This window comes from Pantoea sp. CS_6 (genome assembly GCF_041954745.1).
Lineage (GTDB): Bacteria > Pseudomonadota > Gammaproteobacteria > Enterobacterales > Enterobacteriaceae > Pantoea > Pantoea stewartii.
The window spans coordinates 22,296-46,346 of record NZ_JAVAYG010000009.1 but is presented as its reverse complement, the minus strand read 5'-3'; the positions used below and the strand labels follow the sequence as shown (position 1 = coordinate 46,346).

Here is a 24,051-nt window from a genome sequence, read left to right as displayed (position 1 = left end):
CAGCGAATTGCATAGCACAGCTGGATGCATCACAGAAATGGTTTGCGCCACAGTGTGATCGTTCACACGATTACATACGGCGGCGCGTTGCGGTGTCCATCCAGACCGCCAGCAGCAAAATCGCCCCTTTTACGATGTACTGCCAGAAGGTCGGCACATCCATCATGCTCATGCCGTTATCCAGCGAGGCCATGATAAACGCGCCCATCACCGCCCCGGCGACGGATCCGACGCCGCCAGCCAGGCTGGTGCCGCCGATAACACAGGCTGCAATCGCATCCAGTTCGGCGATGTTTCCGGCAGAAGGCGATCCCGCGCCCAGACGTGAGCTGAGGATCAGCCCCGCGATCGCCACCATCAGGCCATTGATGGCAAACACCGCCAGCTTGGTGCGCGCCACATTGATACCGGAAAGCCGGGCGGCATCAATATTGCCGCCGATGGCGTAAATGCGGCGGCCAAAAGCCGTGCGGGTGGCCATAAACATTCCCGCCAGCAGCAGCAATGCCAGCAGCAGTACCGGAGTAGGTACGCCACGGTAATCATTCAGCAGCCAGATCGCCCCCAGCACCAGCACGGCGGTGATCGCCTGGCGTGCCACGGTGCCTGTCGCCGCCGGTTGAGCCAGTCCCAACTGCTGACGACGCAGCCGTAAGCGCCACTGCCACAGAATAAACAGTGCCAGGCCGATAAAGCCAAAACCAAAACCGAAGCCGCCTGGCAAATAGCTTTGCCCAATCTGGGACATCGCCGGACTGGTCGGGGCAACGGTAGTTCCGTCGGTGATACCGACCAGGATGCCGCGAAACGCCAGCATACCGGCCAGCGTTACGATAAACGAAGGCACCTTGCGGTAGGCCACCCACCAGCCATTCCAGGTGCCCAGCAGCAGGCCAAGCACCAGCGTGACCACAATGGTCAGTGGCAGCGGCCAGCCCAGCCAGACGTCAAAGATCGCCGCCGCGCCGCCCAGCAGCCCCATCATAGAGCCAACTGAGAGGTCGATCTCAGCGGAGATAATGACAAACACCATGCCCACCGCCAGGATGCCGGTTATCGCCGTCTGGCGCAGCAGGTTAGAGACGTTGCGCGGGCTGAGCCAGGCACCGTCAGTAGTCCAGGTAAAAAACAGGGCAATCAACACAATCGCCCCCAGCATGACCAGCACCTGCAAATTACGCAGGCCGAGCTTGCTGGAGACGGGCTTGTTGGCCGGCGTCGATACGGCGGGCTTGGTTTCGCTGTTAAGCATAATGTTCACTCCGCAGAGCGGCTTCCATCACCTGCTCCTGAGTCAGATTGTCGTTAATCAGATCGGCTTTGATTTGCCCTTCATGCATCACCAGAATGCGGTCGCTGAGGCCCAGCACTTCGGGCAACTCAGACGAGATCACAATGACGGAGATGCCCTGCTGTACCAGCGCATTGATAAGCACATAAATTTCCTGCCGCGCACCCACATCAATACCGCGCGTGGGCTCATCCAGAATCAGAATTTTTGGATTGAGCAGCAGGCATTTCGCCAGAATCGCTTTTTGCTGGTTGCCGCCGCTGAGGCGGCCAATCGGCAGTTCAGGTGACGAGGTTTTGACCCGCAGGCGGGCGATAGCGGCATTAATGGCGTGCAGCTCGCTGGCTTCGTCAATTGTGGACAGGCGCTGGCTGAACTGATCCAGCGCCGCCAGAGTGATGTTTTTGCCCACGCCCATCAGCGGCACAATGCCGTCTTTTTTGCGATCCTCCGGTACCATGGCAATGCCGTGCGCGATCGCCTCCTGACAGTCGCGGATAGTCACTTTGTTGCCGTTAATCCGGATCTCACCCTGCCAGCGACCAGGCCAGACGCCAAACAGACACTGAACGGTTTCCGTTCGGCCAGCACCGACTAATCCGGCGATACCAAGGATCTCTCCCTTACGCAGGGTAAAGGACAGGTTATTCACGCGCTTGATGTGGCGGTTGACCGGGTGCCAGGCCGTCAGGTTGCTGACCTGCAGCACCGTGTCGCCAATCTCGTGAGATGAATGTGGATAGAGCGCCGTGAGTTCACGTCCGACCATCATGGTGATGATATCGTCCTCACTCAGGCCCGCCGCCGGACGAGTGGCAATATGCTGACCATCGCGAATCACGCAGATGGTGTCCGAAATCGCCCGCACCTCGTTCAGTTTGTGCGAGATATAAATACAGGCGATACCGTGCTCGCGCAGGTTGTGGATGATACTGAGCAGTACCGTGGTTTCCTGCTCGGTCAGCGAGGACGTCGGCTCATCGAGGATAAGCAGCCGCACCTGTTTGTTGAGCGCCCGCGCAATCTCCACCAGCTGCTGCTGCCCCAGGCCCAGCTCACCCACGCGCGTGTCGGGCGAGACGTTAAGTTTGACCCGTTCCAGCAACTGCTGGCAGCGCAGCGTCATGGTTTCATCGTCCACCATGCCAAAGCGCCCCAGCTCTGCGCCCAGGAAGATGTTCTCCATCACGGTCAGTTGCCGTACCAGCGCCAGCTCCTGATGGATAATGACAATCCCTTTGCGTTCGGTATCGCGAATAGTCTGTGCCTGGATCGGGTCCCCGGAAAACTGAATCTGCCCCTCAAACTCCCCGTGCGGATACAGTCCGCACAGGATTTTCATCAGGGTCGATTTGCCAGAGCCGTTTTCACCACACAACGACAGCACTTCACCGGCATCCAGTTGCAGGCTGACGTTGTCCAGCGCCTTCACCGCGCCGAAACGCTTGGTGATATTTTTCATTTCCAGCAACATCGGTCTTCTCCTTCGCAGGATGGCGATCAGAGTTCACTCTTCTTGTGGAAACCGTCTTTCACCACGGTACTGTCGATATTGTCTTTGTTGACCTCGATGGGTGTCAGCAGGCGCGACGGCACGTCTTTCAGGCCGTTGTTGAGTTTGGCATTGCTGGCGGGCGTCTGACCGTTGCCCAGCTCGACGGCGACATTAGCTGCTTCAGTCGCCAGTTCTTTAATCGGTTTGTACACCGTCATGGTTTGCGTGCCATTCATGATACGTTTGATGGCGGCCAGATCGGCATCCTGCCCGGAGATGGCGACCTTACCGGCCAGCCCCTGCGCGCTGAGCGCCTGGATCGCTCCCCCCGCGGTAGCATCGTTTGAGGCCACAACGGCATCAATGTGGTTTTTATTGGCGGTCAGGGCGTTTTCCATGATTTTCAGTGCATTTTCCGGCAGCCAGGCATCAACCCACTGGTCACCGACAACTTTTATGCTGCCATTATCAATAGAGGGTTTTAACACCTTCATCTGCCCTTCGCGGAACAGGCGGGCGTTATTATCGACAGGCGATCCGCCCATCAGGAAGTAATTGCCTTTGGGTACTTTTTTCACCAGGCTTTCGGCCTGCATTTCGCCGACTTTTTCATTATCAAACGAAATATAGAAATCGATATCGGCATTATTAATCATGCGATCATAGGCCAGAACTTTAATGCCTTCGCGTTTCGCTTCTGCCACGACGTTACTTAATACCTGACCGTTGTAGGGAATAATAACCAGCACATCCACGCCGCGGTTGATCATATTTTCGATTTGCGACATTTGCGTTTCTTCGTTGCCATTGGCAGACTGCACGAAGACTTTCGCGCCCTTTGCTTCCGCCTGTTTAACGAAGATATCGCGGTCTTTTTGCCAGCGTTCCAGACGTAAATCGTCAATGGCCATGCCGATTTTGACTTCTTTTGCCAGACTGGCCTGACTGAACAACGTAAGCGCCGCAAGCGCAGCGAGTAATGCGGGTTTCATTTTCATCATGGTCATCCTGTAGGGAACGGTTATTGTCGTTGTAAGGCTATGAACCAGGCGGATGAATTGTTCACCTTATTTTTACCTGCCAGCAATTACTGATTTTTATCCGGCTATTACGTTTTTTGGTTTATTTCTGAATTTTTGAGCGCGATCCAAATTTTAACATTTTCAGACTCGCCGTTACCGCAAACTGCACAGCATGAGGTCATCTCATTGTCATATTTTTTTGCGAGCAAGCGCACAATAAATAATTCTCTTACTGCCTGTGTGAAATATCGTAATTGAGTGGTCAGAAAGCGGATACGCACAATATGGCTTCTGGGTAACCCATTCGGGACCACTGTTAAGGAGCAAACCATGCACGCTTATTTTGACCAGCTTGATCGCGTTCGCTACGAAGGCGCAAAAACCAGTAATCCTCTGGCCTTCCGCCACTACAACCCTGACGAAGTCATCCTGGGGAAAACCATGGCTGAGCATCTGCGCTTCGCCGCCTGTTACTGGCACACCTTCTGCTGGAATGGCGCGGACATGTTTGGTGTCGGCGCTTTTGATCGTCCATGGCAAAAAGCGGGCGATGCGCTGGCGCTGGCCAAACTGAAAGCGGACGTTGCCTTTGAGTTTTTCCACAAGCTGAACGTGCCTTACTACTGCTTCCACGATGTGGACGTCTCACCTGAAGGTGACTCCTTAAAAAGCTATCGCGAAAACCTGGCGGTAATGACCGATACGTTGCAGGCGAAACAGCAGGAAACGGGCTTAAAACTGCTCTGGGGCACCGCTAACTGCTTTACGCATCCGCGCTACGGTGCGGGTGCCGCCACCAATCCGGATCCGGAAGTGTTTTCCTGGGCCGCCAGTCAGGTGTGCAGTGCAATGAAAGCGACCCAAACGCTGGGGGGCGAAAACTACGTACTGTGGGGCGGACGCGAAGGCTATGAAACGCTGTTAAATACCGACCTGCGCCAGGAGCGCGAACAGATTGGCCGCTTTATGCAGATGGTCGTTGAACATAAGCACAAAATCGGCTTCCAGGGCACGCTCCTGATTGAACCCAAACCGCAGGAGCCGACCAAACATCAGTACGATTATGACGTCGCGACGGTTTATGGCTTCCTGAAGCAGTTTGGCCTGGAAAAAGAGATTAAGGTAAATGTGGAAGCCAACCATGCCACGCTGGCGGGTCACTCATTCCATCACGAAATAGCGACGGCGATTGCGCTGGGTGTATTTGGTTCGGTCGATGCCAATAGGGGTGATGCCCAGTGTGGCTGGGACACCGATCAGTTCCCGGTCAGCGTGGAAGAGAACGCGCTGGTGATGTATGAAATTATCAAAGCAGGCGGCTTTACCACAGGCGGCTTAAACTTTGATGCCAAAGTACGTCGGCAGAGCACCGACAAGTACGATCTGTTCTATGGACACATCGGAGCCATGGACACGATGGCGCTGGCGTTGAAAGTGGCGGCGCGTATGCTGTCTGACGGTGAGCTTGATCAGCGCGTGGCACAGCGCTACAGCGGCTGGAACGGGGAGTTTGGTCAGCAGATTTTGAAAGGTGAGTTTTCACTGGAAACGCTCGCGGCCCATGCGCACCAGCAGCAGTTCAATCCGCAACATCGCAGCGGTCGCCAGGAGCAACTGGAAAACCTGGTGAATCATTACCTCTATGACTTCTAATCCGTAAGGAGCGCGACATGGTAATCGGGATCGATATCGGCACATCCGGCGTAAAAGTCGTGTTGCTGGATGTGCAAGGGCAGGTGGCGGCGGTGGAAACGGCCCCACTAACGGTTTCCCGCCCGCATCCGTTATGGAGCGAGCAAGATCCCGAAAGCTGGTGGCAGGCTACGGATAAGGCAATGCAGGCACTGGCACAACGGCACGACCTGAGCACGGTGAAAGCTGTGGGCCTGACAGGACAGATGCACGGCGCGACCTTGCTGGACGCGCAGCATCGGGTGCTGCGTCCCGCCATTCTCTGGAACGACGGACGCAGCGGCGATCAGTGCCGTGAACTGGAGCAGCGGGTACCTGACTCACGGCGCATCACCGGTAACCTGATGATGCCAGGCTTTACCGCGCCCAAACTATTATGGGTGCAACAGCACGAACCAGACATTTTTGCCCGGATTGCCAGGGTGCTGCTGCCTAAAGATTACCTGCGCTGGCGTCTGAGCGGCGAGTTTGCCAGCGACATGTCTGATGCAGCCGGAACCATGTGGCTGGATGTGGAAAAGCGTGACTGGAGTGAGCAGATGCTCGCGGCCTGCGGGCTGGATCACAGCCAGATGCCAGCCCTGTTCGAAGGCAACCAGATTACCGGTACTTTATCAGCCGCGATCGCGCAGCGCTGGTCGCTGCCGCAGGTGCCGATCGTGGCGGGCGGTGGCGATAACGCGGCAGGCGCGGTCGGCGTCGGCATGGTCGCGCCGGGGCAAGGGATGTTGTCACTCGGTACCTCCGGCGTGTACTTCGTGGTCAGCGAAGGCTATCTCAGCAATCCCGAGCAGGCGGTACACAGCTTTTGTCATGCGCTGCCGCAACGCTGGCACCTGATGTCGGTAATGCTGAGCGCCGCTTCCTGCCTGGACTGGGCAGCGTCACTGACGGGCTGCGATGATGTCCCGCACCTGTTAGCCGAAGCGGAACGTGCAAAAGACGATGCGCCCCCCTTGTGGTTTTTGCCTTATCTTTCCGGTGAACGCACACCGCATAATAATCCGCATGCCTGCGGCAGCTTCTTTGGGTTTACCCACCAGCATGGGCGACCCGAGCTGGCGCGCGCCGTGCTGGAAGGCGTCGGTTTTGCGCTGGCGGATGACATGGATGTGGTTCACGACTGCGGCGTAACACCCGAAAGCATCATGCTGATTGGCGGTGGAGCACGAAGTCGCTACTGGCGGCAGATGCTGGCAGATATCAGCGGACAAACACTGCACTACTGCGAAGGTGGCGATGTCGGCCCTGCGCTGGGTGCCGCCCGACTGGCGCAGATGGCAATAGATAACAACCTGACCATTCCGGCCCTGAAGCAGGTGCAGCGCCATGAGCCAGATCCGGCTCGTCATGCACATTATCAGCCGAGACGTGAGACGTTCAGTCGGTTGTATCAGCAGTTGCTGCCGCTGATGAATCAGTAATTCAGAAAAAAGGGGCAACAGGGTTGCCCCTTTTTCGTTTAACCAATCGCCCCCAGCGCATCGTCCTGGCTTTGCTTTTTCGGCAGCAGGAACAGCGTTGCTGCAATATCCAGCAGGTAGATCAGGGCCAGTAGCGTGATAGCAGCCACGAAGGAGAATTTACCCGCCAGCAGCCCGATTACCAACGGACCCAATCCACCGACGCCGCGCCCCAGATTAAACAATACGTTCTGCGCGGTCGCACGAACCTGCGGCGGAAAGGTATCTGAGATCAATGCGCCATAGCCGCCAATCATACCGTTGACGAACAGGCCCATCAGCGCACCGGTAAACAGCATCACGGTCGGATCGCGCAGTTGCGCATAAACCACAACCATCACGACCGCACCGAACTGGTAAAGCAGGAAGATTTTCCAGCGCGCAAAGCGATCGGCCAGCACGCCAAACAGCCAGATGCCAAAGGTCATGCCCACCACGGTTACTGCCGTCCAGACGCCGGATTTGGTCAGACTGAAACCGAAGTTAGAGGACAGGTAGCTGGGCATCCAGATCATCAGGCCGTAATAACCGAAGTTCTGAACGGAACAGAGAATAAAGATCCCCAGGCTGGCTTTGCTGGTGGCACGGTCTTTAAACAGCAGTTTCAGTCGGGCGTGAAAGGACAGCGAGGGAACATGTTTAATTTGACGGGTGAAGCTCTCAGGTTCGCCCATGCTGCGGCGAATAACAAATGACACCAGCGCGGGCAGTAATCCCACCAGGAACATGCCGCGCCAGCCAATCACACTCAGTAAAGGCGGGGTGATAAATGCCGCCAGCAGTACGCCGAGTTGCCAGCCGATGCCGACCCAGGCCGAGGCGCGGTTGCGCTTTTCTGCCGGCCAGGCTTCTGCAATCAGCGCCATGCCGATGCCAAACTCACCGCCCAGTCCCATGCCCGCCAGCGTACGGTACGCCAGCAGATCCCAGTAACCCTGCGCCACTGCACACAATCCGGTAAAGACAGAGAACATCAGTATCGTGATGGTTAACACACGAATGCGCCCATAGCGATCGCTGAGGTGGCCAAACACAATGCCGCCGATGACCGCGCCGATCAGCGTCCAGGTCACCAGTGAACCAGCCTGTGACGGATCCAGTGCCAGCGACAGGCTGATAGCGGGCAGCATAAACCCGAGAATCAGCAGATCGAATCCGTCCATGGCATAACCGCTGACGGCAGCCAGCATCGCTTTCGCAGGCGTAATGCTCTGCTTAACAGGGAAAGAAGAGGACATGAGTGCGCACCCGTTGGTTAAAAAACTGGCGCAAGTATAAAGAGCTAAGAGGATGGGGTCTATGCAGAATAGCCGGAGCCGTGCGCCTTATGGCGCACGGTTGCGCGAGATCAAGACGGTTTGTTGCTACCGTCGTCGTCACCGGATAACAGCGCGTCCAGCCTGTCGCCGCCCACGTGACGGAAATCCTGACCTTTCACGAAGTAGAAAATGATTTCGCAGATATTCTGGCAGCGGTCACCGATACGTTCGATGGCGCGGGCGCAAAACAGCGCCGTCAGAACGCTGGGAATCGTCCGCGGATCTTCCATCATGTAAGTCATCAGCTGACGCACAATGCCTTCGTACTCTTTATCCACTTTCTTGTCTTCGCGGTAGATCTGCACGGCTTCGTTAAGATCCATGCGCGCAAAGGCATCCAGCACATCATGCAGCATCTGCACAGTATGACGGCCCAGCGATTCCAGGCTGACCAGCAGCGGCAGATGTTGCTGGCCAAACTTCTCCAGCGCAGTGCGGCTGATTTTCTCGGCAACATCGCCGATGCGTTCCAGTTCGGAGATGGTTTTGATAATCGCCATGACCAGACGTAAATCGATAGCGGTCGGCTGACGTTTGGCGATGATGCGCACACAGGCTTCATCAATCTCCACTTCCATCATGTTGACCTTCTGGTCGCCATCAATGACGCGCTGGGCCAGTTCGCCGTCCAGATTATGCATGGCGGTAATGGCATCGGTCAGCTGCTGCTCAACCATGCCGCCCATGATCATTACCTGCGTGCGGATGTGCTCCAGCTCAGCGTTAAACTGACCGGAGATGTGTTTATTCAGATTTAAACTGTCCATGGCGATCTCCTGTCTAATCAGCCGTAGCGACCTGTAATGTAGTCTTCCGTTTGTTTCTGTGCCGGCTTGGTGAACAGCGTGTCGGTGTCGCTGAACTCAATCAGTTCGCCCAGATACATAAACGCCGTGTGGTCGGAACAACGTGCCGCCTGCTGCATGTTGTGTGTCACGATCACGACGGTGTAATCCTGCTTCAGTTCAGTAATGAGTTCTTCGATACGGCCGGTAGAAATGGGATCCAGCGCTGAACAGGGCTCATCCAGCAGCAGGACTTCCGGACGAATGGCGATACCGCGCGCAATACACAGACGCTGCTGCTGGCCGCCTGACAGACTGTAGCCACTCTGATGCAGCTTGTCTTTGGTTTCAGTCCACAGGGCCGCCTTGGTAAGCGCCCACTGCACACGCTCGTCCATATCGGCACGAGACAGCTTTTCAAACAAGCGCACGCCAAAGGCGATATTGTCATAAATCGACATCGGGAAAGGCGTCGGCTTCTGGAACACCATGCCAACCCGGGCGCGCAGCAGAGCGATATCCTGGTTGGACGCCAGAATGTTGTCGCCGTCCAGCAGAATATCCCCTTCCGCGCGCTGCTCGGGATAGAGCGAATACATTTTATTGAAGGTTCGCAGCAAAGTGGATTTACCACAGCCTGAAGGGCCGATAAAGGCCGTCACCTGATTCTTCGCAATATCCAGGTTGATGTTCTTCAGAGCGTGAAACTTGCCGTAGTAAAAATTCAGATTACGGACCTGAATCTTACCCGCTGATGCAGTCGCAGTACTCATTGCTTTTCTCTCTTATACGACACCGCACAGGGCCGTGTCAGTCGTTAACCGTGTTTACCCTTGGCGAATACCACGCGTGCTACGATATTTAACAGCAACACACAGAGGGTAATAATCAGTACGCCCGCCCAGGCCAGACTTTGCCACTCGGCGAACGGACTCATCGCAAATTTAAAGATGGTGACCGGCAGGTTTGCCAGCGGCTGCATCATGTCGGTGCTCCAGAACTGGTTCGACAGCGCAGTAAACAGCAGCGGCGCGGTTTCGCCCGCGATGCGCGCTACCGCCAGCAGCACACCCGTAATAATCCCGGATACGGACGCTTTCAGCGTAATGGCGGAAATCATCTTCCATTTCGGCGTACCCAGCGCATAGGCTGCTTCGCGCATGCTGTCAGGTACCAGTCGTAACATGTTTTCCGTCGTGCGAATCACTATTGGAATCTGTAACAACGCCAGCGCTATCACACCTGCCCAGCCTGAGAAGTGGTGCATCTGCGCCACGACAATGGTGTAGACAAACAGGCCCACAACAATCGATGGGGCAGACAGCAGGATGTCGTTAATGAAACGAATCACTTCCGCCAGTAAAGACTTACGACCATATTCTGCCAGATACACACCCGCCAGAATGCCCAGTGGCGTGCCAATGAATGTCGACCATAAAATCAGTAAACCGCTACCTACCAGCGCATTGGCTAATCCGCCTCCCGCCGTGTTTGGCGGCGGTGTGGACTCGGTAAACAGCGACCATGAAAGCCCGTCAATGCCGCGGCTCACGGTGGTAAACAAAATCCAGACCAGCCAGAATAAGCCAAATGCCATCGTCAGCAAGGACAGCGTTAAGGCGATTTTGTTCTTGGTGCTACGCCACGACTGCATTTTGCGACGTGACGCTTCCAGTTCGGCCCGAGCCTGTACTTCCATTGTTGTCATGATCGCGCTCCTTCACTTTTTGCCAGACGCATAATCATTAACTTGGAAATCGCCAGCACAATAAAGGTGATAACAAACAGAATCAGGCCCAGTTCCATCAGTGCCGCTACGTGCACACCCGATTCGGCTTCAGCAAACTCATTCGCCAGTGCCGAGGTGATACTGTTGCCTGGCATAAACAGTGAGGCACTGTCGAGCTGGTAGGTGTTACCGATAATAAAGGTGACCGCCATGGTTTCGCCCAGCGCACGTCCCAGGCCCAGCATGATGCCGCCGATGACGCCGTTTTTAGTAAACGGCAACACGATGCGCCAGATCACTTCCCACGTGGTGCAGCCAATCCCATAGGCTGACTCTTTCATCATCACCGGCGTCTGCTCAAACACGTCGCGCATGACTGAAGCAATATAGGGAATGATCATGATGGCCAGAATCACACCTGCGGCCAGAATACCGATACCAAACGCCGGACCGGAGAACAGAGCGCCAATAATCGGAATGCCCGAGAGGACATCACCAACGGGCGTCTGGAAATATTCTGCGAACAGCGGAGCAAAAATAAATAAGCCCCACATACCATAAACAATACTCGGAATCGCAGCGAGCAGCTCAATTGCGGTTCCCAGTGGACGTCGTAACCAGCCTGGTGAGAGTTCGGTCAGAAAAAGAGCAATACCGAAACTGACCGGTACCGCAATAATCAACGCAATGATTGAGGTGACAAGTGTGCCGTAAATCGGCACCAGTGCACCGAATTGTTCGTTAGGGGCGTCCCAGGTTTTGGTCCACAAAAACGCGAAACCAAATTTCTGTATGCTTGGCCAGGAAGAGAAGATCAGGGAGACGATAATGCCGCCCATAAGCAACAGAACAATCAGCGCAGAGAGTTTTACCAGCGCGCCAAAAATTCGGTCACCTTGCTTACCTGGGGCTTTGAATGCCGACTTCGTTGCAGCCATAGAAGTCTTCGTCCTCAGAAGTTATCAGGGCGGCAGACGCCGCCCTTGAAGGCTGACCAGCACGCAGGCTGGTCAGGGTCATTCACTTACTTATAAAGCGCTTTACCAGAACTGTCTTTGATATTGGCTTTCCAGGCAGCACGGATCTGCTGAACCACGCTCTCCGGCAGGGTGGCATAATCCAGCGCATTGGCCGTTTTACCGCCATCTTTGTAGGCCCAGTCAAAGAACTTCAGGACTTCGGCACCTTTCGCCGCATTAGTCTGATCTTTGTAAATCAGGATAAAGGTGGTTGAGGTGATCGGCCATGCATCATTGCCTTTCTGGAAGGTCAGATCCTGAGCAAACGATTTGCTCCAGTCTGCGCCTTTCGCGGCATTAGAGAAGCTGGTTTCGCTTGGCGCAACCGCTTTGCCGTCCGCATCCATCAGTTTGGTATAGGTCAGGTTATTCTGTTTGGCATACGCGTACTCAACGTAACCAATAGAACCTGGCAGACGCTGTACAAACGCTGCTACGCCATCGTTACCTTTACCGCCCAGACCGGTTGGCCAGTTAACGGTGTTGCCTTTACCAATTTTGCTGTTCCACTCTTCGTTCACTTTCGCCAGGTAGCTGGTGAAAACGAAAGAGGTACCTGAGCCATCCGCGCGACGCACCACGTTGATGTTGGTATCGGGCAGTTTCACGCCTGGGTTCAGTTTAACAATCGCAGGATCGTTCCACTTTTTGATGTTACCCAGATAGATGTCGCCAACGGTTTTACCGTCCAGCGTCAGCTGACCAGATTTGATGCCTGGCAGGTTAACCGCCAGCACCACGCCACCGATTACGGTAGGGAACTGGAACAGACCATATTTCTGCAGATCTTCGTCTTTCATAGGCGCATCGGAGGCACCGAAATCAACGGTTTTGGCGATAATTTGTTTTACACCGCCAGATGAACCAATGCCCTGATAGTTGATTTTGCTACCGGTGGCTTGCTGATACTCTGCTGCCCACTTGGCATAAACCGGCGCCGGGAATGTACCGCCAGCACCGGTCAGATCGGTGGCTGCAAATGCAGAAACCGCACTAACGGCAAGAGAGGCGGCGAGGATTCGGGCTACGGTGCTACGCATCAGTGTCATGTTCCCTCCAGGGGAGAAAAGTCAGGCTAAGTGCCTTTTTAGTAAGAGTCAGTGATTGCTGCAGGAGGGAAAATAGGACAGTTTAGTGACAGAAAAATGTAGTTAATATTACAGTTATATGACAGGCACAATTATTGCTCATTTCATAAGACTCCTCTCGAAAAGGACATGTTCGATGAGATTTATGAAGAAGCTTCTGGTGTGCAATGTCGTCCTGCTCTGTACGCTGGCAGGCTTAAAGGCGGATGATACGACACCCACGATTCATTTAGATAAATTTTATACCGCAGCTAATAACAGAGGCGCTCTGGCTATATTGGGTTATTACGGCACCGTTAAACAATCATCCGTCGATGTTGAAGGTGTTATTGCAATGAAAGATAAGATTAAAGACTTAACAAAAACGCTATAAAATCAGGCAAATATCCTTAGTCAACTCGCCAAAAGCTAAGCAACAATGAGGATACGATCAATAACCTGCAGCGTTCACTCGATGAGGCTAACCGCAAAATCAGCGATCAACAGCGTGCACTGGAGCAATGCAGTAGCAAGATCAAATAAATGAAACGCGTGAATCCCGTCGGGGATTCACGCATAAGATGCATTACTCGACCGTTACCGATTTCGCCAGGTTACGCGGCTGATCCACATCGGTGCCTTTGATCAGGGCCACATGATAGGAGAGCAGCTGGAGCGGCACGGTATAGAAGATAGGCGCAATGGCCTCTTCGACGTGCGGCAGAGGAATGATTTTCATTCCTTCGCTGTCACTGAAACCGGCATCCTGATCGGCAAACACGTACAGCAGACCGCCACGTGCGCGTACTTCTTCGATATTCGATTTCAGCTTCTCTAACAGTTCATTGTTCGGTGCCACCACAATGACCGGCATATCGGCATCGATCAACGCCAGCGGACCGTGCTTGAGTTCCCCTGCCGCATAGGCTTCCGCATGAATATACGAGATCTCCTTCAGCTTGAGCGCCCCTTCCATCGCGATAGGGTACTGATCACCACGGCCAAGGAACAGGGCATGGTGCTTATCAGAGAAATCTTCGGCCAGGTTTTCAATCAGCTTGTCCTGCGCCAGCATTTGCTCAATGCGGCTTGGCAGAGCCTGCAGACCATGCACAATCTCGTGCTCTTTTTCTGCGGACATGCCGTTCAGGCGACCGAGTTTTGCCACCAGCATCAGCAGTACGGTCAGTTGAGTGGTAAAGGCCTTTGTAGAGGCTACACCAATCTCCGTACCCGCTTTGGTCATCAGCGCCAGATCGGATTCACGCACCAGCGACGAACCCGCGACGTTACAGATAGCCAGCGATCCCAGGTACCCCAGCTCTTTCGACAAGCGCAGCGCGGCCAGCGTATCCGCCGTTTCCCCCGACTGGGACAGGGTAATCAGCAGGCTGTTTTTACGTACCGCCGATTTGCGGTAGCGGAATTCGGACGCAATCTCGACATCACAAGGGAGGTTTGCCAGCGCCTCGAACCAGTAACGCGAGACCATGCCAGAGTTGTAAGAAGTGCCACAGGCGATGATCTGGATGTGCTCAACCTTGCTGAGCAGCGCTTCTGCATTTGGCCCCAGTTCGCTGAGATCGACTGCACCGTGATTAAAACGCCCCGTTAAGGTGTTTTTAATCGCATTTGGCTGCTCATAGATCTCTTTTTGCATGTAATGGCGATAGATACCTTTATCACCGGCATCGTACTGTACGCTGGATTCGATCTCGGCGCGGCGCACGGTATTACCCGCACGATCGACGATCGTGACATCGCGACGGCTGATTTCAGCGATATCGCCCTCTTCCAGATAAATAAAGCGGCGAGTGACCGGCAACAGGGCCAGTTGGTCAGAAGCAATGAAATTTTCACCCACACCACGGCCGATCACCAGTGGGCTGCCTGAACGGGCGGCCACCAGACACGATGGATCGCGACTGTCCATGATCACCATGCCATAGGCACCGCGCAGTTGGGGAATCACACGCTGCACGACTTCACGCAGCGAACCGCCCTTTTTCTGCTCCAGATGAACCAGATGCGCTACCACTTCGGTATCGGTTTCTGAGCTGAAATGGTAACCCTGCGCAATCAGCGCTTCACGAAGCGGCTCATGGTTTTCGATAATACCGTTGTGCACTATAACGATGTGCTCAGAAACGTGCGGATGCGCATTGGCCTCTGAGGGTTCGCCATGGGTTGCCCAGCGCGTATGCGCGATACCGGTTCCGCCGATCAGTGGCTGTTCTTCCGCCGCCGCGGCCAGCATCTGTACTTTGCCCAGGCGACGCAGACGGGTAACATGACCTTGCTGATCGACGACGGCCAGACCGGCTGAGTCATAACCGCGGTATTCCAGGCGGCGTAAACCTTCTAACAAAATTTCTGCGATATCACGTTGTGCTACTGCACCAACAATTCCACACATAAGTTATTTCCTGACTTCATGGCTGTTTGCCATTGCGTTGTCATATGACCTGATAGTCCGGCATTGCCGGTTCCCCGAGCCTTGTAGAGAGTGGGGATTATAGTTTTAGTACTGCAAGCGGCCCGTTTAGCCCGGGCCGTAAAAATTATTTTTTCTTCTGCGGGCGCTGCCAGCCGGCTTTGTGATTCTGCTCTTTACGGTTATAGACCAGATCGGCAGTGGAAATGTCTTTCATCACCGTTGTTCCGGCGGCAATCGTTGCGCCTGCCGCCACACTCACCGGGGCGACCAGTTGCGTATCCGAGCCAACAAATACATTGTCACCAATAACGGTTTTGAATTTATTTGCGCCATCGTAATTGCAGGTAATCGTCCCTGCACCGATATTCACATTGGCACCGATCTCCGCATCACCCAGATAAGACAGGTGACCTGCTTTAGAGCCTTTCCCGAGTCGGGCTTTTTTCATTTCAACGAAATTGCCGACGTGGGCGGCCTGGGCCAGTTCACTGCCGGGACGTAAACGCGCGAACGGGCCGACCGTACAGTCAGTGGCCAGATTCGCATCCTCGATCACCGAATAGGGGCTAATCTCGCAATCATCGCTGATGACGCTGTTTTTAATGACGCAGCCCGCACCAATTTTGACCCGATTGCCCAGCGTTACCTGGCCTTCAATAATGACATTGACGTCGATCTCAACGTCCCGACCATGCTGCAGCGTGCCGCGCAGGTCGAAGCGTGCCGGATCGCGTAGCATAACGCCCGCAAGCAGCAGTTTTTCTGCCTGCTCCTGCTGGTAAGTGCGCTCGAGAGTTGCCAGTTGCAGACGGTTGTTTACGCCATCGGTTTCGCTATTGCGTGCCGGGTGTACCGCATTGATGACCCGACCTTCCTGATGCGCCAGGGCAATGATGTCGGTAATGTAATATTCACCCTGAGCATTATTATTGGTAAGTTTTGCCAGCCAGCGTTTTAGATCACCACCGTTAGCGATCAGGATGCCAGTATTGATTTCATTAATGGCCAGTTGCACAGGGCTGGCATCTTTCTGCTCAATAATGCCGACGACGGTGCCATTTTCACGCACGATGCGGCCGTAGCCCGTAGGGTTATCCAGTACGACGGTTAACAGTCCAATCCCGCCTTCCGGCTTCGCGTCGCGCAGACGTTGTAATGTCTCTTCAGAAATCAGCGGAACATCACCATAAAGCATCATGATGTCTTCGTCGTCTGCAAAGTGCGGAGCTGCCTGCTGCATGGCATGCCCGGTACCGAGTTGTTCTGCCTGCAACACCCAGTTAACGGCACTGTCGGTTAACGTGGCTTTGAGCTGGTCACCGCCGTGTCCGTAAACCAGATGAACCTGTTGCGCACCCAGCCCTTTAGCGGCATCAATGACGTGCTGAACCATCGGTTTACCTGCCAGCGTATGCAAGACTTTTGGCAGATCGGAATACATACGTGTGCCCTTGCCAGCCGCAAGAATCACCACACTCATCGCACTGTTAGACATATCTATCCTGACTGATTTTTGACTGAGGAACGTTAAACGATTTACCCTTGAGATTACTACATTTTTCTCGTTCCGAAATTAGCTATTATCCCGCTATCCGGGCTTCAGATAAAAAAAATGCCAGCCCAATGGGCTGGCATTTCGTGACGCATAAAGCCGGATTACATCGCTTTTTTGGTCAGCTCGATCACGCGCAGTTTGGCAATGGCTTTCGCCAGTTCCGCAGAAGCCTGAGCATAGTCCACGTCGCCGTGGCTGCTGTTCATATGCTCTTCTGCTTTACGTTTTGCTTCCAGGGCACGCGCTTCGTCCAGATCGGTACCGCGAATAGCGGTATCGGCCAGAACGGTAGTGCTGCCAGGCTGCACTTCCAGCACGCCGCCAGAGAGGTAAATAAACTCCTCTTCGCCGTGCTGTTTCACGATACGGATCATTCCAGGCTTAATGGCAGTCAGCAGCGGGGCGTGGCCAGGGAAAATCCCCAGTTCACCTTCGCTACCTGACACCTGAATTTTCTGTACCAGACCAGAGAACAGTTGGCTCTCTGCACTGACAACATCCAGGTGATAAGTCATAGCCATAATTTTCCTCCTGGGAAACCGTTATTACAGTTTCTTCGCTTTTTCGACCGCTTCTTCGATGGCACCAACCATGTAGAAGGCCTGCTCTGGCAGGTGGTCAAATTCACCTTCCATGATGCCTTTAAAGCCACGGATGGTGTCTTTCAGCGTCACGTATTTACCTGGAGAACCGGTGAACACTTCTGCTACGAAGAACGGCTGAGACAGGAAGCGCTGAATCTTACGCGCACGTGCCACCAGCAGTTTGTCTTCTTCAGACAGTTCGTCCATACCCAGGATGGCGATAATGTCTTTCAGTTCCTGATAACGCTGCAGCAGTGACTGTACGCCACGTGCAACATCGTAGTGCTCCTGACCCACAACCAGTGGATCCAGCTGACGGCTGGTTGAGTCCAGCGGATCAACGGCTGGGTAGATACCCAGAGAGGCGATCTGACGGCTCAGGGTGACTGTTGAGTCTAAGTGAGCAAAGGTAGTTGCCGGTGACGGGTCAGTCAGGTCATCCGCAGGGACGTAAACGGCCTGTACGGAGGTGATTGAACCGGTTTTGGTGGAGGTAATACGCTCCTGCAACACACCCATCTCTTCTGCCAGCGTTGGCTGATAACCTACCGCAGATGGCATACGACCCAGCAGTGCAGAGACTTCTGTACCGGCCAGGGTATAACGGTAGATGTTGTCGATGAACAGCAGAACGTCACGGCCTTCATCACGGAATTTCTCCGCCATGGTCAGACCGGTCAGTGCAACGCGCAGACGGTTACCCGGCGGCTCGTTCATCTGGCCATACACCAGCGCAACTTTGTCGATAACGTTGGAGTCAGTCATTTCGTGGTAGAAGTCGTTACCCTCACGAGTACGCTCACCTACGCCGGCAAATACCGAGTAACCTGAGTGCTCAGCCGCAATGTTACGGATCAGCTCCATCATGTTTACGGTTTTACCCACACCCGCACCACCGAACAGACCGACTTTACCGCCCTTCGCGAACGGACACATCAGGTCGATAACCTTGATGCCGGTTTCCAGCAGTTCCTGCGAGTTAGACTGCTCTTCATAAGAAGGCGCAGGGCGGTGAATAGAGGAAACCTCTACTGCACTGCCATCTTCTTCTTTCAGGTCGCCTTTCATGTCGATAGGCTCGCCCAGCACGTTCATGATACGGCCGAGGGTTGCTTTACCAACCGGTACCTGGATCGGTTTTTTCAGGTCGGCAACTTCCAGACCGCGCTTCAGGCCGTCAGAAGTACCCATGGCGATAGTACGCACTACGCCACCACCCAGCTGCTGCTGAACTTCCAGCACCAGACGAGCATCACCATTCTTAACCTCAAGAGCGCTGTACACTTGCGGTACTGCATCCTGAGGGAATTCGACGTCAACTACGGCGCCGATAATCTGGACAATCTTTCCAGCTGCCATCTTGAATCCTCTACCTAATTCCAAACCTGGTTAAACCGCGGAGGCTCCCGAGACGATCTCGGTAAGTTCCTGGGTGATGCTGGCCTGACGAGCTTTGTTGTAAACCAACTGCAGCTCTTTGATCAGATTTCCGCCGTTATCGGTTGCAGCTTTCATTGCCACCATACGTGCGGCCTGCTCACTGGCCAGGTTTTCCACCACACCCTGATAAACCTGCGATTCGACATAGCGACGCAGCAGCGTATCCAGCAGCGCTTTCGGATCGGGCTCGTACAGGTAATCCCAGGTCTTCGCCTTCATCTCTTCTTCACCTTCCGCTGGCGGTAACGGCAGCAGTTGGGTAATGGTCGGAGTCTGAGACATGGTGTTGTTGAACTTGTTGTTAACAATGTACAGCTTGTCGATACGGCCTTCATCGTAGGCCTGCAACATCACTTTTACCGGGCCAATAAGATCAGACAGCGCAGGCTTATCGCCCATGCCAGTGACCTGTGCCACTACATTGCCACCAACAGCGCCGAAGAATGACACGCCTTTCGATCCCACAATGGCCAGATCGCTCTGTACGCCTTTGTCGGACCAGGCCTTCATCTCTGCCAGCAATTTTTTGAACAGGTTAACGTTCAAACCACCACAAAGCCCGCGGTCAGTCGAAACGACCAGGTAGCCGACGCGCTTAACGTCGCGCTCATCCAGGTAAGGGTGCTTGTATTCCAGATTGCCTAACGCAAGGTGACCAATCACTTTGCGCATGGTATCTGCATACGGACGGCTGGCCGCCATGCGTTCCTGCGTTTTACGCATTTTGGAGGCGGCGACCATTTCCATCGCTTTGGTGATCTTCTGCGTATTTTTTACGCTTCCAATCTTGGTACGTATTTCTTTTGCGCCGGCCATTAGCTTCTCCTCAAAGCCTTGCGGCCTGCCTTTTCAGACAAGCCGCCAGACATTACCAGGACTGGGTTGCTTTAAACGTCTCAAGGAGGCCTTTCAGCTTCTCTTCGATGTCGTTATTGAAGTTACCAGACTGGTTGATTTCAGCCATCAGCTCGGCGTGATCGCGATCTGCGAACGCCAGCAGAGCCGCTTCGAAGCTACCAATTTTTGCCAGCTCAACGTCGTTCAGATAGCCGCGTTCCGCTGCGAAAAGAACCAGACCCTGTTGCGCGACAGACATCGGCGCATACTGTTTCTGCTTCAGCAGCTCGGTCACTTTCTGACCGTGGCTCAGCTGTTTACGGGTTGCATCGTCCAGATCAGACGCAAACTGGGAGAATGCAGCCAGTTCACGGTACTGTGCCAGCGCGGTACGAATACCACCGGACAGTTTCTTGATGATCTTGGTCTGAGCAGCACCACCTACACGGGATACAGAGATACCCGGGTTAACAGCCGGACGGATACCGGAGTTGAACAGGTTAGATTCCAGGAAGATCTGACCATCAGTAATCGAGATTACGTTGGTCGGAACGAACGCAGAAACGTCACCCGCCTGAGTTTCGATGATAGGCAGTGCGGTCAGAGAACCGGTCTGGCCTTTTACTTCACCATTGGTGAAGCGCTCAACGTAGTCAGCGCTAACGCGTGATGCACGCTCCAGCAGGCGAGAGTGGAGATAGAACACGTCGCCCGGGAATGCTTCACGACCTGGTGGACGGCGCAGCAGCAGAGAAATCTGACGGTATGCAACAGCCTGCTTAGACAGATCATCGTATACGATCAGCGCATCTTCACCGCGGTCACGGAAGTATTCGCCCATGGCGCAACCCGCATACGGAGCCAGGTACTGCAGTGCAGCAGACTCAGATGCAGAAGCCACAACAACGATGGTGTTAGACAGCGCACCGTGTTCTTCCAGTTTACGTACCACGTTAGAAATGGTTGACGCTTTCTGACCAATCGCAACGTAGACACACTTGATGCCTGAATCACGCTGGTTGATGATGGCGTCGATTGCCATCGCGGTTTTACCGGTCTGACGGTCACCGATGATCAGCTCACGCTGGCCACGGCCGATTGGAATCATCGCATCGACAGATTTGTAACCCGTCTGAACAGGCTGGTCTACGGACTGACGATCGATAACACCGGGTGCAATCACTTCGACTGGCGAGAAGCCGTCGTTGTCGATTGCGCCTTTACCGTCGATAGGTGCACCCAGGGTGTTCACCACACGGCCCAGCAGGCCACGGCCAACCGGTACTTCCAGAATACGGCCAGTACACTTGACCTTCATGCCTTCGGCCAGGTCAGCATACGGACCCATCACCACGGCACCTACAGAGTCACGCTCGAGGTTCAGGGCGATAGCGTAACGGTTTCCCGGCAGGGAAATCATCTCACCCTGCATTACATCGGCCAGGCCGTGTACGCGGATGATACCGTCACTTACAGAAACAATAGTACCTTCATTGTGAGCTTCGCTCACGACATTGAACTGAGCAATGCGCTGCTTGATCAGTTCGCTGATTTCGGTGGAATTCAGTTGCATATGCTCCAGTCCCCTTAAGACTGCAAGACGTCTGCCAGACGGTCAAGACGGCCGCGTACGCTGCCATCAATCACCAGATCACCCGAACGGATGATCACGCCTGCCATCACAGACTTATCAATTTTGCAATTCAGCTTAACTTTGCGTGACAGACGTTTTTCCATCGCGGCGCTGATTTTAGTCAGCTGGTCGTCACTCAGCGTGCTGGCAGAAATGACATCCACTTCGGCCGTCGCTTCATACGCGTCCCGAAGTTGAATGAATTGCGCCAGTACAGCTGGAAGCGCTGTCAAACGTCCGTTTTCCGCCATCACCTTAATCAGGTTCTGCGCGGGTTCATCCAGTTGATCACCACAGACTGCGTTAAAAGAGGCAGCCAGCGCTTCAGGTGCTAACGCACCGGAAAGCAGGTCAGCCATCTGTTCATTGGCAGCCACTTCTGCGGCAAACGCCAGCATCTTTTGCCAGCGTTCAATACTTTGATGCTCAACAGCAAAGTCAAAAGCTGCTTTGGCGTAGGGGCGAGCTACAGTAATCAGATCAGACATCAGCCCCTCCCTCCTTACAGTTCAGCGACCAGTTTATCAACGATGTCGCTGTTAGCAGCTTCATCCACGGAACGTTCGATGATCTTCTCGGCGCCAGCCATTGCCAGCAACGCGACTTGCTTACGCAGTTCTTCACGTGCACGTTTACGCTCGGCGTCAATTTCAGCCTGCGCTTGTGCCACGATGCGAGTACGTTCGTTATCAGCTTCAGTCTTGGCTTCGTCCAGAATCTGCGTGCGACGCTTGTTCGCCTGCTCGATAATGACCTGAGCTTCCTCTTTCGCTTTTTTCAGCTGGTCGGTCGCATTAGCCTGCGCGAGATCCAAATCTTTCTTCGCGCGTTCAGCAGAAGCAAGGCCTTCAGCAATTTCTTTCTGGCGCTTTTCGATGGCAGCCATAATCGGCGGCCATACGTACTTCATGCAGAACGCGACAAACAGGATGAACGCGATGGCCTGGCCGAGGATTGTTGCATTAATGTTCACAGCACAATGCCTCTAATTAAGTAGTAAACTTTTCTGCCGCTATCAGTGATAAACGGCAGAATCCGTTCACGCCTGCGCCGGGCGCAGAGTGAACACAGGGCTTTAGGCGACAGCAAACATCACGTAGAGGCCCAGACCAACAGCGATCATTGGGATTGCATCCACCAGACCCATTACAACAAAGAACTGCGTGCGCAGCAGAGGAATCAGGTCAGGCTGACGAGCAGCGCCTTCCAGGAATTTTCCTCCGAGGATGCCGATACCGATCGCAGCACCGATTGCCGCCAGTCCCATCATCACAGCGGCAGCCATGTACAGCAGATCCATATTCAGGTTTTCCATGACAGTCTCCAGTTTGTTTCAGTTAAACGCGTATTGTTGAGAAAAAAATCAATGTTCTTCAGATGCCATCGACAGATAGACAATCGTGAGGACCATGAAGATGAAAGCCTGTAGCGAAATGATCAGGATGTGGAAAATGGCCCATGGCACATTCAGAACCCACTGTGACCACCACGGCAACAGACCGGCAATAAGGATAAAGATCAGTTCACCCGCATACATGTTACCGAACAGTCGCAGACCGAGAGAAACCGGTTTGGACAGCAGGCTAACACCTTCCAGAATCAGGTTGATGGGGATAAAGATCGGGTGATTAAAAGGCTGCAGCGTCAGCTCTTTCGTGAAGCCGCCAATGCCTTTCATTTTGATGCTGTAGAACAGAATCAAAATAAAGACGCCCAACGCCATAGATAACGTGATGTTTACGTCTGCGGACGGCACAACGCGAAGCGCTGGCAGGCCTAACCAATGCTCACCGATATACGGCAGCAGATCGATTGGCAGCAGATCCATGAAGTTCATCAGGAAGACCCAGACAAAAATTGTCAGAGCCAGCGGGGCGATAAGTTTACTTTTACCGTGATACATGTCGCGCACGTTGCTATCAACGAAACCGACAACCAGCTCGATAGCCGCCTGCATTTTCCCTGGCACACCGCTGGTGACGCTTTTCGCCACGCTACGGAACAACACCAGGAAGATAACTCCCAGCACCAGAGAGAAAAACATGGAATCGATATTTAATACCCAGAACGTCGCGGGAGCGTCGTGAGCATTCACTAACTCGAAGGTACGCAGGTCCAACTGAAGATGAGTCAGGTGGTGACCAATGTACTCTTGCGGAGTAGAGATTTCTCCTGCAGCCATGATGCCTCTTACCCTTTGTTGTTAATTACCGCCGGTGCCAACATCTGTACGACCAGCACCGATAACCAGGCTACTCCGACCGGCCAAAAGACCGCATCGAATACACCCAACGCCACAATGAGCAAAATAATGGTCGCGAACACTTTGGCTATTTCACCCAAAGCAAAGCTCCATGCGATGCGCCCCGATGCCGGGGTTTGCCCTTGCAGGCGCCAGGCTATAAACAAGAACAACACGTTCGGCAGCCAGGCTGCCACGCCGCCAGCAAGTGCAGAGGCGCCCCAGGTCATATCTTTCAGGGCAAAAAAGAGAACACCGACGATGACAATGGTCACTAACTGAATCATCAGCACCGTTCGGGCGTATTTTACACTGTAAAGAGACACTGACATGACGCTGATACTCTCCTGCCCCTTTAGGGGTATGTCGCGTGTCGTATAAGACTGCCTTTGTGCATTTGAGTCAAGTAGCAAAAGCCGTGCAAATTATACGGGCCGCACC

23 protein-coding genes are annotated in these 24,051 nt (G+C 54.0%); 3 read left to right on the top strand and 20 right to left on the bottom strand.

The genetic code is table 11. The annotated features are described in order from the left end of the window. Positions 1-70 precede the first annotated feature (70 nt). From xylH to xylF, 3 genes are read right to left on the bottom strand one after another with little or no spacing between them, the layout of a single operon-like run. Entirely contained in the window at positions 71-1,252 is a 1,182-nt protein-coding gene (xylH, locus tag RAC90_RS14530) for a xylose ABC transporter permease XylH (RefSeq protein WP_110268680.1), read from the bottom strand. Then, positions 1,245-2,765, bottom strand: coding sequence for a xylose ABC transporter ATP-binding protein (locus tag RAC90_RS14525; protein ID WP_205957113.1), 1,521 nt, complete (start codon positions 2,763-2,765; stop codon positions 1,245-1,247). Before RAC90_RS14525 ends, xylH begins: the two co-directional genes overlap by 8 nt. 26 nt (positions 2,766-2,791) lie before the next feature. Then, entirely contained in the window at positions 2,792-3,784 is a 993-nt protein-coding gene (gene xylF / locus RAC90_RS14520; protein WP_039339152.1) for a D-xylose ABC transporter substrate-binding protein, read from the bottom strand. 354 nt (positions 3,785-4,138) lie between these two features. Between xylF and xylA the strand changes: the two genes are divergently transcribed. Continuing rightward, positions 4,139-5,461, top strand: coding sequence for a xylose isomerase (xylA, locus tag RAC90_RS14515; protein WP_033737241.1), 1,323 nt, complete (start codon positions 4,139-4,141; stop codon positions 5,459-5,461). Between the two features lie 17 nt (positions 5,462-5,478). Continuing rightward, on the top strand, positions 5,479-6,924 hold the full coding sequence (xylB, locus tag RAC90_RS14510) for a xylulokinase (RefSeq protein ID WP_375124492.1): 1,446 nt from the start codon (positions 5,479-5,481) through the stop codon (positions 6,922-6,924). Positions 6,925-6,962: 38 nt separating this feature from the next. Here the strand turns inward: xylB and RAC90_RS14505 are convergent, their stop codons facing one another. The 6 genes from RAC90_RS14505 to pstS all read right to left on the bottom strand — a co-directional run bounded on the left by RAC90_RS14505 (position 6,963) and on the right by pstS (position 12,864). Beyond that, a complete protein-coding gene (locus RAC90_RS14505) occupies positions 6,963-8,201 on the bottom strand; it encodes an MFS transporter (protein ID WP_375096839.1) in 1,239 nt (412 codons plus the stop codon). A 110-nt stretch (positions 8,202-8,311) separates the two neighbouring features. Further along, positions 8,312-9,049 carry a phosphate signaling complex protein PhoU gene (phoU, locus tag RAC90_RS14500; protein WP_006121211.1) on the bottom strand — a complete coding sequence of 246 codons (738 nt, stop codon included), beginning with the start codon at positions 9,047-9,049 and terminating at the stop codon, positions 8,312-8,314. 17 nt (positions 9,050-9,066) lie between these two features. Further along, positions 9,067-9,840: a phosphate ABC transporter ATP-binding protein PstB gene (gene pstB, locus RAC90_RS14495; RefSeq protein ID WP_033737235.1), complete on the bottom strand. Its 774-nt coding sequence runs from the start codon at positions 9,838-9,840 to the stop codon at positions 9,067-9,069. A gap of 44 nt (positions 9,841-9,884) precedes the next feature. Beyond that, positions 9,885-10,775 (bottom strand): phosphate ABC transporter permease PstA, encoded by an 891-nt coding sequence (gene pstA, locus RAC90_RS14490; protein WP_033737233.1) that lies wholly within the window; start codon positions 10,773-10,775, stop codon positions 9,885-9,887. Beyond that, a complete protein-coding gene (gene pstC, locus RAC90_RS14485; protein ID WP_006121208.1) occupies positions 10,772-11,734 on the bottom strand; it encodes a phosphate ABC transporter permease PstC in 963 nt (320 codons plus the stop codon). Before pstC ends, pstA begins: the two co-directional genes overlap by 4 nt. An 86-nt stretch (positions 11,735-11,820) precedes the next feature. Then, positions 11,821-12,864, bottom strand: a complete 1,044-nt coding sequence (pstS, locus tag RAC90_RS14480) for a phosphate ABC transporter substrate-binding protein PstS (RefSeq protein WP_006121207.1) — start codon at positions 12,862-12,864, stop codon at positions 11,821-11,823. Between the two features lie 184 nt (positions 12,865-13,048). On the opposite strand from pstS, the gene RAC90_RS14475 reads away from it, so the two are divergent. Further along, positions 13,049-13,276: a hypothetical protein gene (locus tag RAC90_RS14475; RefSeq protein ID WP_375124491.1), complete on the top strand. Its 228-nt coding sequence runs from the start codon at positions 13,049-13,051 to the stop codon at positions 13,274-13,276. Positions 13,277-13,468: 192 nt separating this feature from the next. Here RAC90_RS14475 and glmS read toward each other — a convergent pair whose 3' ends face one another. From glmS to atpI, 11 genes are all read right to left on the bottom strand, one after another. Further along, a complete protein-coding gene (gene glmS / locus RAC90_RS14470; RefSeq protein WP_375124490.1) occupies positions 13,469-15,298 on the bottom strand; it encodes a glutamine--fructose-6-phosphate transaminase (isomerizing) in 1,830 nt (609 codons plus the stop codon). A gap of 145 nt (positions 15,299-15,443) precedes the next feature. After that, positions 15,444-16,814 (bottom strand): bifunctional UDP-N-acetylglucosamine diphosphorylase/glucosamine-1-phosphate N-acetyltransferase GlmU, encoded by a 1,371-nt coding sequence (glmU, locus tag RAC90_RS14465; RefSeq protein ID WP_375124489.1) that lies wholly within the window; start codon positions 16,812-16,814, stop codon positions 15,444-15,446. 161 nt (positions 16,815-16,975) lie between these two features. Beyond that, positions 16,976-17,395 carry a F0F1 ATP synthase subunit epsilon gene (locus RAC90_RS14460; protein ID WP_013023936.1) on the bottom strand — a complete coding sequence of 140 codons (420 nt, stop codon included), beginning with the start codon at positions 17,393-17,395 and terminating at the stop codon, positions 16,976-16,978. Between the two features lie 24 nt (positions 17,396-17,419). Next, positions 17,420-18,817: a F0F1 ATP synthase subunit beta gene (atpD, locus tag RAC90_RS14455; RefSeq protein ID WP_006121202.1), complete on the bottom strand. Its 1,398-nt coding sequence runs from the start codon at positions 18,815-18,817 to the stop codon at positions 17,420-17,422. 30 nt (positions 18,818-18,847) lie between these two features. Continuing rightward, complete coding sequence (atpG, locus tag RAC90_RS14450) at positions 18,848-19,714, bottom strand: F0F1 ATP synthase subunit gamma (protein WP_006121201.1); 867 nt, start codon at positions 19,712-19,714, stop codon at positions 18,848-18,850. Positions 19,715-19,766: 52 nt separating this feature from the next. Then, positions 19,767-21,308, bottom strand: coding sequence for a F0F1 ATP synthase subunit alpha (atpA, locus tag RAC90_RS14445; RefSeq protein ID WP_028725331.1), 1,542 nt, complete (start codon positions 21,306-21,308; stop codon positions 19,767-19,769). 14 nt (positions 21,309-21,322) lie between these two features. Next, positions 21,323-21,856: a F0F1 ATP synthase subunit delta gene (gene atpH, locus RAC90_RS14440; RefSeq protein ID WP_006121199.1), complete on the bottom strand. Its 534-nt coding sequence runs from the start codon at positions 21,854-21,856 to the stop codon at positions 21,323-21,325. A gap of 14 nt (positions 21,857-21,870) precedes the next feature. After that, the gene (gene atpF / locus RAC90_RS14435; RefSeq protein ID WP_013023933.1) at positions 21,871-22,341 is read right to left on the bottom strand and encodes a F0F1 ATP synthase subunit B; all 471 of its coding nucleotides are present in this window, start codon (positions 22,339-22,341) and stop codon (positions 21,871-21,873) included. Between the two features lie 102 nt (positions 22,342-22,443). Continuing rightward, positions 22,444-22,683, bottom strand: coding sequence for a F0F1 ATP synthase subunit C (gene atpE / locus RAC90_RS14430; protein ID WP_003849523.1), 240 nt, complete (start codon positions 22,681-22,683; stop codon positions 22,444-22,446). A 48-nt stretch (positions 22,684-22,731) separates the two neighbouring features. Further along, complete coding sequence (atpB, locus tag RAC90_RS14425) at positions 22,732-23,550, bottom strand: F0F1 ATP synthase subunit A (protein ID WP_033737226.1); 819 nt, start codon at positions 23,548-23,550, stop codon at positions 22,732-22,734. A gap of 8 nt (positions 23,551-23,558) precedes the next feature. After that, on the bottom strand, positions 23,559-23,942 hold the full coding sequence (gene atpI / locus RAC90_RS14420) for a F0F1 ATP synthase subunit I (protein ID WP_375124488.1): 384 nt from the start codon (positions 23,940-23,942) through the stop codon (positions 23,559-23,561). Positions 23,943-24,051 lie beyond the last annotated feature (109 nt).

What these genes read in the sequence shown, in the direction of transcription:
- xylF (WP_039339152.1), bottom strand. Translation starts at nt 3,784, where the DNA reads ATGAAAATGAAACCCGCATTACTCGCTGCGCTTGCGGCGCTTACGTTG.
- pstS (WP_006121207.1), bottom strand. Translation starts at nt 12,864, where the DNA reads ATGACACTGATGCGTAGCACCGTAGCCCGAATCCTCGCCGCCTCTCTT.
- glmU (WP_375124489.1), bottom strand. Translation starts at nt 16,814, where the DNA reads ATGTCTAACAGTGCGATGAGTGTGGTGATTCTTGCGGCTGGCAAGGGC.
- atpD (WP_006121202.1), bottom strand. Translation starts at nt 18,817, where the DNA reads ATGGCAGCTGGAAAGATTGTCCAGATTATCGGCGCCGTAGTTGACGTC.
- RAC90_RS14525 (WP_205957113.1), bottom strand. Translation starts at nt 2,765, where the DNA reads ATGTTGCTGGAAATGAAAAATATCACCAAGCGTTTCGGCGCGGTGAAG.
- atpG (WP_006121201.1), bottom strand. Translation starts at nt 19,714, where the DNA reads ATGGCCGGCGCAAAAGAAATACGTACCAAGATTGGAAGCGTAAAAAAT.
- atpE (WP_003849523.1), bottom strand. Translation starts at nt 22,683, where the DNA reads ATGGAAAACCTGAATATGGATCTGCTGTACATGGCTGCCGCTGTGATG.
- glmS (WP_375124490.1), bottom strand. Translation starts at nt 15,298, where the DNA reads ATGTGTGGAATTGTTGGTGCAGTAGCACAACGTGATATCGCAGAAATT.
- atpA (WP_028725331.1), bottom strand. Translation starts at nt 21,308, where the DNA reads ATGCAACTGAATTCCACCGAAATCAGCGAACTGATCAAGCAGCGCATT.
- xylH (WP_110268680.1), bottom strand. Translation starts at nt 1,252, where the DNA reads ATGCTTAACAGCGAAACCAAGCCCGCCGTATCGACGCCGGCCAACAAG.
- atpB (WP_033737226.1), bottom strand. Translation starts at nt 23,550, where the DNA reads ATGGCTGCAGGAGAAATCTCTACTCCGCAAGAGTACATTGGTCACCAC.
- pstB (WP_033737235.1), bottom strand. Translation starts at nt 9,840, where the DNA reads ATGAGTACTGCGACTGCATCAGCGGGTAAGATTCAGGTCCGTAATCTG.
- RAC90_RS14460 (WP_013023936.1), bottom strand. Translation starts at nt 17,395, where the DNA reads ATGGCTATGACTTATCACCTGGATGTTGTCAGTGCAGAGAGCCAACTG.
- pstA (WP_033737233.1), bottom strand. Translation starts at nt 10,775, where the DNA reads ATGACAACAATGGAAGTACAGGCTCGGGCCGAACTGGAAGCGTCACGT.
- pstC (WP_006121208.1), bottom strand. Translation starts at nt 11,734, where the DNA reads ATGGCTGCAACGAAGTCGGCATTCAAAGCCCCAGGTAAGCAAGGTGAC.
- RAC90_RS14505 (WP_375096839.1), bottom strand. Translation starts at nt 8,201, where the DNA reads ATGTCCTCTTCTTTCCCTGTTAAGCAGAGCATTACGCCTGCGAAAGCG.
- RAC90_RS14475 (WP_375124491.1), top strand. Translation starts at nt 13,049, where the DNA reads ATGAAGAAGCTTCTGGTGTGCAATGTCGTCCTGCTCTGTACGCTGGCA.
- xylB (WP_375124492.1), top strand. Translation starts at nt 5,479, where the DNA reads ATGGTAATCGGGATCGATATCGGCACATCCGGCGTAAAAGTCGTGTTG.
- phoU (WP_006121211.1), bottom strand. Translation starts at nt 9,049, where the DNA reads ATGGACAGTTTAAATCTGAATAAACACATCTCCGGTCAGTTTAACGCT.
- xylA (WP_033737241.1), top strand. Translation starts at nt 4,139, where the DNA reads ATGCACGCTTATTTTGACCAGCTTGATCGCGTTCGCTACGAAGGCGCA.
- atpH (WP_006121199.1), bottom strand. Translation starts at nt 21,856, where the DNA reads ATGTCTGATCTGATTACTGTAGCTCGCCCCTACGCCAAAGCAGCTTTT.
- atpI (WP_375124488.1), bottom strand. Translation starts at nt 23,942, where the DNA reads ATGTCAGTGTCTCTTTACAGTGTAAAATACGCCCGAACGGTGCTGATG.